Genomic DNA, 12,556 nt, shown 5'->3' with positions numbered 1-12,556 from the left:
GTACCGTCACCCCCGGGGACTCCAACATCGCCACTGCTTCACGTTTGTACTCAGCTGAAAACTTCCGTCGTGCTCCCATGACACCCCTCCTGGCTCATTATGAGCCGTAATCAGGTGTCCGTAAAAGTGGGGCAGAACCCCATCGCGCGCTTCGTCCGCGGGCGTTGAGCGCGCAGAAGCAGATGGTGACCGTTTCAGTTCCCACTTGAACTCGTTCGCATCGAAACAACGGATCAACCCTATACCCTTGGATTTTGCGAACGTTCGCGCTCCCGACTGAAACGACGCAGTACTAGCAACAACAGACTTTGCATTGGCAGCCGCAACCTGCTGAACCTTTGCGAAAAACTCCTCGACGTCATTGACTGGCACTGCATGCGCATAGTTCTTACACTCCACTAGGACCAGGAGGGAGTATTCCCTTGCGCCTGGCAAATACACCTCAACCGACACATCAAACACGATGTCATCAGCCCTGTCCTTCGAGTGATAGCCCTTTTTCCAGAAAACCTTGCAATTTTCCTTCTTCGCCCAAAAGCGATCCGCATCTATCTCAGCCTGCAACAGATCGTATACGCGTCTTTCAAGGGCGTTGCCTGTCTGTGTTGTGCTGAGGGAACGTGGCATTTACACAACCTAACTGTAATTAGACTGACCCTGGAAAAACGCAAGACTCTAATCGTCTGTCCGTATCAGACGCATTGGGGGGGGCGAAGGACTGCTAACCATTTTGCTTTCAGAGGCTCTCTCGCCTACCACATTCAACTCTCACCAGAATGGAAGGTGTCCCGACAAGAGGGTAACCGGTTTGCCCTTTACTGCTCGCGCTCGAAAAGAGCTTGAAGCCTCACTCTTCAAGGAGAGCAGCCGGACCGTTCTTCACTGCGCGCATTGAGGGACCACCGTTTCATCGTGGGGCCTCAGCGAGCAAGAAGAATGGTCCGGCTGCTCCCCTTCCTATCCTTCCGAGGCCTCGCGTTGCGCGAGCAAGAAGGGCAACCGGTTGCCCGCTACATCTTCTTCCGCACGTCCTTCCACTCCTTCACCACCTTTGCCTTCCGCGGCGCCTTACCCTTGCCCAGGTCTGCAACCAGCACGGCATCGAGCCGCCGCTGCAGAAACGCTTCGGCAAACACCTTTGTGCGGCCCACTCCTACTTTGAGCGTCGTCCAGCCAGCCGCATGCAGTTCGTCCAGCTTCGCGCCGAACCCCTCAGGGCCTTCCGGCAGCACGAGAATATACCCGACCGGAAACTTCTGTTCCTTGAGCCATTGTCTGGCCTGCTCATTCACCTGGTCGTATGTCGCCACCGACGTATCCTGCGTCACCACATACAGCACGTTGTAATAAAACCGCGTAAGTTTCTCTAACTCGTCTGCCGCGTCTGGCATCGGGCGCCGACTGACGGCGTCCTCCATGAGAGCCGTCATTTCCACCGCCATCATCGGACCGCGATGCTCCCACACAATGAGGTTCGCGCCGGCTTCAACTCCAGCGAGACTCGACGTGGTTCCGACGCGCACGATAAAGGGAAGCGCCCCTTTGGCTTTCGGGGTATAGGACAGGACCGCACGCCCATCGCCACCGGTCGTCGCGGTCGCCACAACATTCCCGGCGATGAGCAGCTCGATGGGCTCGCCTCCGAGACCGATCCCGGTCGGGAGACCCTTCTGTGTAAAGGTGGCCTCAATGGTCGCAGGCTGATTTGGTGAGGTGAGACTATCGCGAACCGTCAGGACTCCGGGAACCGGCTCAGCCGCAAACAGGCCAGCGGTCGCAGTCAAGAAGAGGAGAAGGGTAACAACACCGACTTTGCGGGTAAAAATGCTCTTAGACTTCATATGTCCTCTGGTAAGCTGCGGGAAAACCGTTGGGCAGGATGGAAACTCATGATCCGCTCATTTAGGACAATAGGAGGGAACCACGCAGGATGCTCAAAAAGCCCGTCAGCTAGGCCGCAGCGAGTGAAGACCGGAGGCGTACCCTCAGGGGTACGTTGAGGATCTGAGCGATGCGAGAACGACGCTGGCGGGATTTTTCAGCATCCTGCCAGAAGATCAGGACTTCAGGACTGCCAACACCTCATCCACATGCCCCTCAACCTTGACCTTGCGGAAGATCGCCTTCAGCTTACCAGCCGGATCGATCACAAACGTGCTGCGCTCGATGCCCATATATTTCTTGCCGTACATGCTCTTTTCTTTATAGACCCCGTAGGCGGTCGCCACGACTTTCTCCTCGTCGCTGAGCAAGGGAAACGGCAACGTAAACTTCTTGATGAACTTCTGGTGGGACACCTGACCGTCAAAACTCAGACCGAGCACGACGGCCCCCGCCTTCTTGATCGGCGTAATGGCATCGCGAAAGGCGCACGATTCCTTGGTGCAGCCAGGGGTATCGTCTTTGGGATAAAAGTACAGGACCACCTGCTTGCCGGCAAAATCCTTCAAACTAACCGACTCTCCCGATTGATCAGGGAGCGAAAACGCTGGAGCCTTCTTCCCAACTGCTAGTTCTGTCGCCATCGCAGCTCACTCCCTCTCTCATCAATCAAATTATCGCGGGCCGCTCCCGATGCCGGGCCTGCTGGTCCCGGTAGGATGTTCCTTATGCACTTTCGGACCCTCCGGGCTGCCGAAGGGACGGAGCGCAGGCGAATCCCAGATGACTTTATCGCCGGGAGCGAGATTCGCCGCCTCTAAAAACTGTTGGCGCGCTTGCTCCGTATCGCCTAAGGCATTTAATGCCAGGGCATAATTGTAATGCGCGGGACCAGATTGAGCCGCCAGGTCCATCGCTTGGGCAAAGTATTTCTTCGCATCGTCGAACTGCCTGGATTGATAGGCCTGGGTGCCCTGTTCGGTCAAGGCCACGGCTTGCGGTTTGACTCCGGTCTCCAGTGCCAACGGAACCAATGGCTTCGCCTTACTCTTGGCACAGGCCACAGAACCGAGCAACAGCAGGACCACTCCGAGCAGGGAAAGGTATTTCATGGCTGATACAGATTTCATCGGCACCTCACCCCTTCGTATGTTTCCGCGATTCTTCTTCAAACGTTTTCCGATAGAGCACGTCCCATTCCCCACTGCCCTCGACAATCCCGCGGGAATAGGAGGCCAACTTGGCACGAACCTTTCGATCGATCTCTGCCTCTTGCGCCAACTCGGCTGCCAGCACCTTCTTGATCTCTTTGAGGACTCGCCCGTCGTCAGCCCCTACCGTCACGAGCGGACTTTTCTTCACCGCGTGAAGAATGATGTGGGAGAGATGGCTGATTTTTTCTTCGCTCAACATATCCGGTCCTCGCGTGGATGGTGATATGTGACGAGTGCTACGTACGTCATCGTTGCCTGCTCATCACCGATCACTCCTCACTGATCACTTCTCACAAAATGATGCCCCGCTCTCGCGCCAGCTTCGTCTTGACCATGGTGAACATCCGCTGAAAGTCCACTTGCCCACGCTCGATGTCTTGCTCGTAGGCTTGTAACATCTGCCGTACTTCGGCGTTCAAACGGTCTTCGACCGACAATTCCTCGAGAATGGCATGGTCGATCTGCTCGACGAACGCCTTGCGATCCCCGACAATCGTCAGTTGCCCCTCTTGCTGCAGCCGGGCAGCCACCGACTCCGAGATGTGGCGTACACGTTCTTTAGATAGTCTCATGGTTAGCAAGCTCACGGTAAAACTTAGTTGGCGCGCGAGAACTTGGGCAGTCGCACATATAGGAAAACAGGAACACAGTCTCGCAGGATGGTCAAAAAGGTCGTCCAGCAAGGCCGCAGGTGAGTCGAAACCGGAGGCGTACCCTTGGGGTACGTTGAGGATTTCGATGAGCCGAGAACGACGCTGGCGGACTTTTTCAACATACTGCTAGATCTTCTCGATCCGGATGTTGGGCTGGTCCATCACGTTACGCAAGACCGAGGCATCGCCGACAATGCGGCCAATCACATTGACCCGGTCGGCAGGGACAGGATCCTGCCCCATACTCATCGGGGTCCGTCCAAAGAAAATAGCCAGGACTTGTCCGGCGCCCCAGAAGGCGACATCGCCGACTTTCACTTGGTTCGTCGCCGTTTCTCGATGGTCCTTGACCCCGGCCAGTTTGAAATAGAACTCCTCGCCCCAGGTGTTGACCGGACTCTCAACCGGCAAGGCGGCGTATACTTCCAACGCGGTCTTCGTGGACTTCAGTTCCGCATCGAGCCGTACCGAGCCGACTGTGATGCGAATTTTGTTGGGGAAATCAGCCATTGTGTTCCAATCGGCGCCGCCCGGCGCCTGTAAGGTGAAAACCCGCTCAGGACGCGGACTTTAGCTTGTTTATTCGGTGAAATCAAGGCTACAATCCTGCGAATATATGCTCACCTCATCCTTCGTCCTGCTCAAAGGTATCGGCCACCATTCCGAGCGTCGTCTCTGGCAGGAAGGCATTATGGACTGGGGGGCGTTCCTACGATCGTCAACCCTGCCCGGTATCTCCTCGGCCAAAAAAGAATGGTACGACCGAGAACTCACCACGGCGCAAACACATCTGGATGCGGGTGATGCGCCCTTCTTCGGCACCTGTCTGAAGAGCCGGGAGCATTGGCGCCTCTTCAACACGTTTCGCCCTCGCACGCTCTATCTCGACATCGAAACGACAGGGTTGTCAGCCCGTGAAGGGCATGTGACGGTCGTCGGCCTCTATCGTAACGGACTGATGACCAGCCTGGTCCGTGGAGAAACGCTCACAGAAGACCGCTTGCATGCAGAGCTAGAACAGACCGATCTCTTCATCACCTTCTTCGGCAGCGGGTTCGACATTCCCTATTTGCAGGCCAAGTTCCCCCGGTTGGATTTCAAAAAACCGCACTTCGATCTCTGTTTTGCCGCGCGCCGTCTCGGCATGCAGGGCGGGCTGAAACACATCGAACAGGAAGTGCACATTGCGCGCGAGACTGATGTGGTGGGACTCGACGGATGGGAAGCGGTTCGCCTCTGGCACCAATGGACATCGGGAAGCGCAGCTGCGCGCGATCTGTTGCTGCGATACAATGCGGCCGATACCATCAACCTGGAACCGCTCGCAGCCATCCTCTACGACCAGATGGCCGCAAAGTTCGGCCCGGCTTCATTGGGATTCCCGCCGAACCGTATCCACGAGCCTGCCGAGGTCGCTCCGTGACAGAACCCCAGCCATGGATCGGGATCGGTCGAACTGAGACGGGACATGTTCGCACCTCGAATCAGGATGCGCTGGCCCTCCTGAATGATTGCGGCGTCTGGATCGTGGCCGATGGAATGAGTAGTCATCCGGCTGGAGATCTCGCAGCCGACACTGCCGTGGCCGTGGCTACCCAGCGGGCACGCGAACAAACGGTCTGGATCGCAGAGCACCCGCACGCAGCCCCCGAGTTTCTGTCAGACCTCGCGACGAGCGCCAATCGGCAAATCCATGAACTCATACGGACGAAGCCCTCCTTACAAGGAATGGGCACGACGTTCGTCGCCTTGGCCATCACACCGATATCGATGCCGATCGCCCACATTGCTCATGTGGGAGATAGCCGCGCCTATCTCTACCGGACGGGACAACTCACGCAGTTGACGCGCGATCACACCCTCGTCGAGACACTGGTGCAACGCGGCCTGATCGATGCAGCCCAGGCGCTCGTCCATCCTGAGCGGCATGTCCTGACCAAAGGCTTGGGGATGGGCCTCGACATGCAACCGGAGCTCACTTCGATACCCATAACTCCGCCCGATCTACTCCTGCTCTGCAGCGACGGACTCACCAAAATGTTGGAAGACGCCGCCATCGCCTCGATTCTTTCTCACGCCAACGGCGATCCCCAGCGAGCCTGTGACGACCTGATCGAGCAGGCCCTGAGCCGAGGGGGGATAGATAATATGACCGTCATCGTCGTAGCCTGCATGCCGCCTCCGCGACGGGAACAGAACCATTGACAAGTTTCTATCGGCCCTGTAGCCTCAACCTCCAGCCAAACAATCTTCCCTCCCCTTTCCCTTGTGAACCCGACAGGAGAGTCATCATGCGAGTGTCCGTACTGGTTTGTCTCATCGTCTATATGGTCGTTGGAAATATCGCCTGGGTTCCCGCCGCTGTGGGCGCCACACCGGACAACGCCGCGCTCGAAACAGCAGTCCGTGCGCTCGTGCGTGCCAATGCCGAGAAAGATTTGCCTGGGATGTCCAGGCTGATGGCGCACGACGCCGACATCACCAGCTATACCATCGGAGGCCGGAAATACGTGGGATGGACGGAACTGGAACGGGACATCAAGGAAGAGTTTGCCAAAGTCGCCGCGCTCGACCTTCCCATCTCCGAGCTCAAAGTCTGGTCGAAGGGAGATATCGGCTGGTACACCATGGAGCTGGATTACGTGCGTATCCTCGGACATGGTGCGGACCAGCAACGAGCCGTGCTGCCGTTGCGAGAGACCGGTGTGCTGGAGCGTCGAAACGGCCAATGGATCCTCCTCTCCTGGCATGAATCCCTTCGCAATGCCAGCGGCGCGATGCCCGTCGACGATCGGCCAAAATCTGCGGCACCCAGGGCGGGCGCGACATCGAACAGCCCAACGGTGGTCCCGGACTTGAGCGGGGAATGGGATATCCTGGAAGTCGAAGACAACAAGAGCTACAAAGCCACGCTGGATAAAGCCGGTAACGGACCCTATACCCAGCATGAAGGCCGCTTCACCACGACCAAGTATACGGACCGACTGTGGCAAGGCACCTGGGTTCAGACCGGCAACGATCGTGAAGGGGGCTTTGAAGTATTGCTCTCAGAGGATGGCCGCCAGGCCAAGGGCGTGTGGTGGTACTCACGAGTCGGCACACAAAAGAACATTCCCCCTCGCGAACATGGCGGGACCTATGTCTGGAAACGGCTGACCCCGCCACCTGCCACCAGATGACATCTACGCGCCAGACCCGTACATTCGAACGTTGCCGCATAGGCTCGCGCGACCATTTCTTTTTCTTGGGAGGCTCTATGCGTCAGGCATTGCTCACACTGTTCGCCGTCATCTGTTCGGTCACCCCAGTCCTTGCAGACGGCGGTCACGACCACCATGCCGTCCCGACCCTGTCCCACCAGACCACGACGACCGTGACCTACGGGACCAATACCGTCACACTCACATTCGGCCCCATCGATCTGCCGACCGGTCACGATGGAGACCTCGCGGCGTCGATGCCTAAACATCATTTTCAGCTGCCCAAAGATATGTATATGGTGGGATACAAAACGGCCGTCTTCACCAAAGAAGGCAAGCCCCTCCCCAAGAACTTTCTCCACCACGTCCTGATGCTCAACAACAGCAAGCCGAGCGTCTCCTGCGAAGGCGAGCCCTTGTTCTTCGCGGGCGCGGGGTTGGAAATGACCGAGACGCGTTTTCCTGACGGCTACGGAGTGAAGCTGGCCAAGGACGATCACCTCATGTCGATTGTCGCCTTTTATCATGGCGCCCCGGTTACCAAGGATGTGATGGCCAGCTTCACCATGTATATGGCGCCCGAAGGCGCCCCCATCAAAGAAATGGACGTGTACCAGGTGGGTGTCAACATTGTCTGTTTCAGCAAATTCTCCCAACGAGGTCCGGAGCAGACGGATGAAGGGATTGAGATTACGACCGGCGTCCAGGTCCACAAGGCGCCGCTCAAGTTCAGGATGGATGGCTGTGTCAAATTCGCCTATCCCCATGGGCATGACGAACTCCTCATGATCGGACTGGATAACATCACGAAGAAACAGACCCTGCTGCGGACGGTTCCCGACGTCACTCGGGACGGAACGTTTATCGAGTTTCAACCGCATCAAGTCTATAAAGACCCTCAGGGGTTTTCCGTCACCAAGGCTGATGACTATGAAATGATCATGGTCCATCACCATCCCTTGCAGAAAGAAAAGGCTCAACATGGGATGGGAAACTATTTGCTCTACATGACCCCTGGCGCCTGCCCGACAGCAGGCCACACTTCCCTCACCAAATAACGGCACCTCATACTCCGGTACCCGCCCACCGATAGTGTGGCGGGTACCGAGACGTTCTCTTCCGTCACCCACACCGACTCCCCTTTAAATTCCGTTCAATTTTGTTCGCCAAGAAAGACTCTGAAGCGCCCCCCTACCAAAGAAACAGCCATTTCATCGCATGGAGACTGGGTTTCCCACCTCCGCCTATGTTATTCACATCGTCACTCCCAGAGGTCTGCCCCGAATGCATGGCAGGACGGAACGCAGGGGCAGGTTTGTCTCAGACTCACGAGATGAACAGACGTGGTGAGATCGCACTGGGGCTGAACTTGTTCGAGTTTCTCAGACGCATAGGGACAGCTTGATGCCGCAGAGCGAGCCGATCACCATCTTGATTGTCAGCGAACATGCTGAGTCCATTAAACTCGTCACCATCAGTCTGCGAGGATTCTTTCCCGGCTGCCGCGTGGATGTCGCCTATTCTGCCGAAGAAGCCCGTGCCTGGACGTCGCCACAGGAATGGACGCTCATCCTGATCGACGAACAATGCCTCGCCGGGGAACGCACCTCCCTTTCCGCGGACATGAAGCGCCGTGCGCCGTACACCGCCATTCTGTTACTGAGCGACCGCACTGACTCAACCTCCGCGATTCAAGCGCTCAAGGCCGACATCGATTTTTTCCTCGCAAAGTCCTCTCCAGCCTTTCTCACTGAACTGCTCTTCTGTGCCAAAGAAGCCATCGAGAAAAGCGACCTGCGAGTCGCACTGGACCATGCGCACGAACGCTATCGTCGGCTCATTGAGTCACTCAGCGACATCGTCTATGAATTGGATGCCAGCGGCTGTTTTGTGACCGTCAGTCCTGGCATCGTCACCCTCTTGGGCTACTCACCCGATGAACTCATCGGATTGCCCTATACCACCCTCGTGGCTCCTGACCAGGAGTCGGTCGCCCGGTATCGCCTCAACGAACGCCGTTCCGGGGCGCGCGGCACCAGCCATGCCGAGTTGATCTTTCGAGGAAAGCCCACACAGGATAACCGGACACTGACCCTCACCGCGGAAGTGAATGCCAGAGGGCTCTACGACCCCCTCCGCCGATTTCTCGGCACCGTGGGGCTGATTCGAGACCTCTCCCAACCCAAACAACAAGACGACACGATTCATCAACTTCGCCAAGAACTCCAGCGTACCGATGAACTGCTTGCGCTGGCCCAACGAGCCACCTTGCTGTCGCAACAGCTGGACGAACCACTGTCGTCACTATTGATCGACTCCCAACGGCTTCTTGCCTCCATTCGCGACGCACGGCTGAACGACCAAGCCGAAACACTCGTCGGTCATGCTGCAGAAGCCACGAAACTCGGCGCACAATTGACGCAGGCCCTGCACGAACGAGATGCCGTCGAGTTAGGACATACGATCAACGACGTCCTTGACGATGCGCTCACGTCCAACGGCCCATCAATCGTGGATGGCGCAGGCATCATGCGTCAACTATCATCGCACCTGCCTCCCCTCGCCGGCGAGCGCACGCAGCTCGCGACGCTCGCGCATCAGCTGCTACACTACGCGCAGACCTACCTCTTGACCGTCGGCCGTCTGCATCGCATCCTCGTCATCACACGGGCAGTCGGGTCGACCTCCATCTCGGCAGAGGCCCCCGCGCTCTTTGCCCTCGCTCCACCGAACGAGGTCGAGATGGAACTGCTTGAATCGGACATGGTGTGGTCAGCGGAATCCACGGCTCCGTCATCTCCATCGAATGATCTCCTCGATACCTATCAGCTCGTCCGCGAACTCGGTGGCATCTTAGATGTGTCGGCGCCGATGCAGGGCCCCCTTCGTATTATCCTCCGTCTGCCGACCACCTCACGCCCACCGTTCGAGAAGTTCCCGCTGCCGAATACCGCCGCCGCCTCAGCCCCACGCGTTCCTGAAACAACGCGCGGCACGGCGGTACCTGCTCCGACAGCCGACCCAGGAAGACCGCAACAAGAACGACGGCATAGTGCGCGAACGACAACGGCCCTGCCTGCGACGATTACCGTTGGTTCAACGACATGGGACGGCACCATTACGAATCTGAGCCTCGGCGGCACCTGCATCACGCTCCCCAATGACTTTCCCAGCGTGGCGCCACAAGATGCCTATGTCGTACTGAAAACTTCGGTGGGAATCCTCGAACTGCAAGGGATGGCGGAAGAGCGGCCCATCACGCTCTCTTCTGGAACCCCGGTCTCCCATCTTGTCATCGAATTCGATGCACTCAAACGAGAAGAGGCTGCTGTCTTGGGCTCACTGATCCAAGCGGCTCAGGAGCAGGCGTTGTCCTTCTCCCTTGAAGTGCTGCTTGCGGCAGAACCATCGGCCACGCCAGATCTCGCAAATCAGCCGATCGCAACCGAACAGGGAGACTACAACCCCCGTGAAGCCGTCCGGGTCGCCTTGCAGCTCCCTGTCAGGCTGGATGTCACAGATCAGGCCGGCAAGACGCACCGCCTAGGAGCGCTCACGACAAATCTCAGCCGCGACGGGGTCTGTCTCCATCTCAATGCGGCACCTGAGCTCTTACAGGGCCTCGCCACCCTGCACTTCGCCTCGGTACAGACCCCGCATCACCCTGGCTCCCATGAACCGGGAGCTCCGGATTCCGCACTGCCCGCAAAAATCATCTGGGCCGCTCACGATCCCACTGCGCCAAAAGAGTTTCCGACCCAGGACGCCAACCCCACCCTTCTGATCGGGCTTCGTTTTCACGGGCTCACTCCCTATGCAGAGCGGGAAGTCAACCGTGTCGTCCGGCAACATCTATCGTCTCCTGGCGGGCCGGAGGCCCCCTCGCAACAACCGTCGATCATCAGTATTCCGCGAGAATGCCGGAATCCACGCGGCCAAGCGATCATGATCACCGACGACCATCTACGCCCGTCGCTCGCACCGAACACACCGGTCGTCATCATCGCTCCCGGCTACGGCCAGACCGCGTTGGATGCCAGCACGTTGTCCTACTACCTCGCACACCACCGGCTCCGTGTCTTACGGTACGACCACACCAACCATGTCGGACTCAGCGACGGAGAGCTCCAGCAGACGACGTTACGGAGCATGCAAGCCGACCTCCTGAAGGTCGTGGAATTTGTGCAACATACCTGGCCCACCGCGCCTCTGATCGTGATGGCCAGCGATCTATCCGCACGGGTCGCACTGAAGACGGCGATACAATCCCGTCCCCTCGATCTCCTGCTCCTGATCAATCCGGTCGTCGATATTCAGGCCATGCTGATGACGGTCCATGGTCATGACCTCGTGGCCGACCACCGGTACGGACTCCGGCGTGGCATCGCCAATCTGCTTGGGCTCAACGTCAACATCGATCGTTTTGTCGGCGATATCGTGGTAGGCCACTTTACAGACCTTGCCTCCACACTTGCGGATCTGCGCCTCCTTCGTTCACCATCGGCCATTCTCACAATTCCAGGCCCACCCTTCGGTCCGCTGCCTCCGGCGGATCTCCCGCAGGCATTCCTCACGGCGTTGGGAGCCCATACCCGCCTCGCAACGGTTCCCACTCCGCTGGCCGGCCAGGAGCTCCCATTCAATGAGCACCACCCGCTGGCCTTCCGACAGATCCTGGAGCAGATCGCAATCGCCATCTCACTGCCAGCCGCTCCGGCTGAATTCAGCATACAGGCCCGCGATATGCTGGCCCGTCAACAGCGCATCGAATTGGAGCGCACCCGCCTTCGACATAACCTCTCACAGATAACGCGCGAAGCCCTGAGGGTCGCGCACCTGCAGCAGCTTACCCAGCTCGGGAATCTGCACGAATACTGGAAACTCTTAGACGATCTCTACCGGCTGCTCAGCCCGCTCGAACCGGGCTCCATACTCATGGACGTGGGGGTCGGCCATGGCGATTTGGTCCGAGCCACAATGGTGAATCAAGCCTACCGCTCGCGCCAGCGCGGATGGAGTCCTGAACGTCCCGTCCATGTCATCGGCTTGGGGCATTCTCACGAATCGCTGACACTGGCACGACAGAGTCTTCGTGCGTTGCATCGGGAACTCGACAGTGACTTTGCAGGCACACTCACCATCCACCCGCCTCTGACGGCTGAATGGGTGCATACGGATTGGAGCCAGGGCCTACCCTTCAAAAATGACTCGCTCCATCGCATCGTCTGCAACCTGTCACTGTTGTTCGTTCCCTCTCCGCTGGTCACCATTCGTGAGCTGTACCGCGTGCTTCACCCCAAGGGACGCCTCGTCCTCACGGTCTTCCAGCCTGAGACCGACCTCTCGGCGCTCTATCGCCGACACCTGCACAGCGCGAATCAGGATGAATTTAGTCCGCAAGCCCAGATCCTGCTGCATTACCTTGGGCGACTCCGCGAGGCCATCCGGCATGGATTGCTGCACACCTTCGACCGCTCATCGCTCACCTCATTTCTCCACCAAGCCGGTATCCTCACGCCCCGCATCCTTCCTGCCTTCGATGGGCAGGGCCTCTTCGCCGTCATCGAAAAAGGTAAATCCGCTAGCTGAACGTGCCCGTGCCGTGTAT

Annotated in this window: 11 protein-coding genes; 5 read left to right on the top strand and 6 right to left on the bottom strand. The window is 58.0% G+C overall.

Annotation, left to right across the window (positions count from 1 at the left end; translation table 11 throughout):
* Positions 1 to 1,010: 1,010 nt before the first annotated feature.
* The 6 genes from Q8N00_16855 to Q8N00_16830 all read right to left on the bottom strand — a co-directional run bounded on the left by Q8N00_16855 (position 1,011) and on the right by Q8N00_16830 (position 4,258).
* On the bottom strand, positions 1,011 to 1,841 hold the full coding sequence (locus Q8N00_16855; GenBank protein MDP2384454.1) for a hypothetical protein: 831 nt from the start codon (positions 1,839 to 1,841) through the stop codon (positions 1,011 to 1,013).
* A 216-nt stretch (positions 1,842 to 2,057) separates the two neighbouring features.
* Positions 2,058 to 2,525: a thioredoxin-dependent thiol peroxidase gene (gene bcp / locus Q8N00_16850; protein ID MDP2384453.1), complete on the bottom strand. Its 468-nt coding sequence runs from the start codon at positions 2,523 to 2,525 to the stop codon at positions 2,058 to 2,060.
* A gap of 30 nt (positions 2,526 to 2,555) precedes the next feature.
* Positions 2,556 to 3,011 (bottom strand): tetratricopeptide repeat protein, encoded by a 456-nt coding sequence (locus Q8N00_16845; GenBank protein ID MDP2384452.1) that lies wholly within the window; start codon positions 3,009 to 3,011, stop codon positions 2,556 to 2,558.
* 7 nt (positions 3,012 to 3,018) lie between these two features.
* Positions 3,019 to 3,294: a DUF507 family protein gene (locus tag Q8N00_16840; protein ID MDP2384451.1), complete on the bottom strand. Its 276-nt coding sequence runs from the start codon at positions 3,292 to 3,294 to the stop codon at positions 3,019 to 3,021.
* A 91-nt stretch (positions 3,295 to 3,385) separates the two neighbouring features.
* Positions 3,386 to 3,667 carry a DUF507 family protein gene (locus Q8N00_16835; GenBank protein ID MDP2384450.1) on the bottom strand — a complete coding sequence of 94 codons (282 nt, stop codon included), beginning with the start codon at positions 3,665 to 3,667 and terminating at the stop codon, positions 3,386 to 3,388.
* A gap of 207 nt (positions 3,668 to 3,874) precedes the next feature.
* Entirely contained in the window at positions 3,875 to 4,258 is a 384-nt protein-coding gene (locus Q8N00_16830) for a cyclophilin-like fold protein (GenBank protein MDP2384449.1), read from the bottom strand.
* A 106-nt stretch (positions 4,259 to 4,364) separates the two neighbouring features.
* Between Q8N00_16830 and Q8N00_16825 the strand changes: the two genes are divergently transcribed.
* From Q8N00_16825 to Q8N00_16805, 5 genes are all read left to right on the top strand, one after another.
* Positions 4,365 to 5,171 carry a ribonuclease H-like domain-containing protein gene (locus Q8N00_16825; GenBank protein MDP2384448.1) on the top strand — a complete coding sequence of 269 codons (807 nt, stop codon included), beginning with the start codon at positions 4,365 to 4,367 and terminating at the stop codon, positions 5,169 to 5,171.
* Positions 5,168 to 5,953, top strand: coding sequence for a protein phosphatase 2C domain-containing protein (locus Q8N00_16820; protein ID MDP2384447.1), 786 nt, complete (start codon positions 5,168 to 5,170; stop codon positions 5,951 to 5,953). Before Q8N00_16825 ends, Q8N00_16820 begins: the two co-directional genes overlap by 4 nt.
* A gap of 86 nt (positions 5,954 to 6,039) precedes the next feature.
* Positions 6,040 to 6,927 (top strand): nuclear transport factor 2 family protein, encoded by an 888-nt coding sequence (locus Q8N00_16815; GenBank protein MDP2384446.1) that lies wholly within the window; start codon positions 6,040 to 6,042, stop codon positions 6,925 to 6,927.
* 77 nt (positions 6,928 to 7,004) lie between these two features.
* A complete protein-coding gene (locus Q8N00_16810) occupies positions 7,005 to 8,006 on the top strand; it encodes a hypothetical protein (GenBank protein MDP2384445.1) in 1,002 nt (333 codons plus the stop codon).
* A gap of 346 nt (positions 8,007 to 8,352) precedes the next feature.
* Positions 8,353 to 12,537, top strand: coding sequence for a PAS domain S-box protein (locus tag Q8N00_16805; protein MDP2384444.1), 4,185 nt, complete (start codon positions 8,353 to 8,355; stop codon positions 12,535 to 12,537).
* The last annotated feature ends 19 nt before the right edge of the window (positions 12,538 to 12,556 follow it).

Source organism: Nitrospirota bacterium (assembly GCA_030684575.1).
GTDB lineage: Bacteria > Nitrospirota > Nitrospiria > Nitrospirales > Nitrospiraceae > Palsa-1315.
This window is presented reverse-complemented; position numbering and strand designations above follow the sequence as displayed.

Excerpts from the sequence above, each read along its gene's own strand:
- Q8N00_16805 (MDP2384444.1), top strand. The coding sequence starts at position 8,353 with ATGCCGCAGAGCGAGCCGATCACCATCTTGATTGTCAGCGAACATGCT.
- bcp (MDP2384453.1), bottom strand. The coding sequence starts at position 2,525 with ATGGCGACAGAACTAGCAGTTGGGAAGAAGGCTCCAGCGTTTTCGCTC.
- Q8N00_16830 (MDP2384449.1), bottom strand. The coding sequence starts at position 4,258 with ATGGCTGATTTCCCCAACAAAATTCGCATCACAGTCGGCTCGGTACGG.
- Q8N00_16835 (MDP2384450.1), bottom strand. The coding sequence starts at position 3,667 with ATGAGACTATCTAAAGAACGTGTACGCCACATCTCGGAGTCGGTGGCT.
- Q8N00_16845 (MDP2384452.1), bottom strand. The coding sequence starts at position 3,011 with ATGAAATCTGTATCAGCCATGAAATACCTTTCCCTGCTCGGAGTGGTC.
- Q8N00_16815 (MDP2384446.1), top strand. The coding sequence starts at position 6,040 with ATGCGAGTGTCCGTACTGGTTTGTCTCATCGTCTATATGGTCGTTGGA.
- Q8N00_16825 (MDP2384448.1), top strand. The coding sequence starts at position 4,365 with ATGCTCACCTCATCCTTCGTCCTGCTCAAAGGTATCGGCCACCATTCC.
- Q8N00_16810 (MDP2384445.1), top strand. The coding sequence starts at position 7,005 with ATGCGTCAGGCATTGCTCACACTGTTCGCCGTCATCTGTTCGGTCACC.
- Q8N00_16855 (MDP2384454.1), bottom strand. The coding sequence starts at position 1,841 with ATGAAGTCTAAGAGCATTTTTACCCGCAAAGTCGGTGTTGTTACCCTT.
- Q8N00_16840 (MDP2384451.1), bottom strand. The coding sequence starts at position 3,294 with ATGTTGAGCGAAGAAAAAATCAGCCATCTCTCCCACATCATTCTTCAC.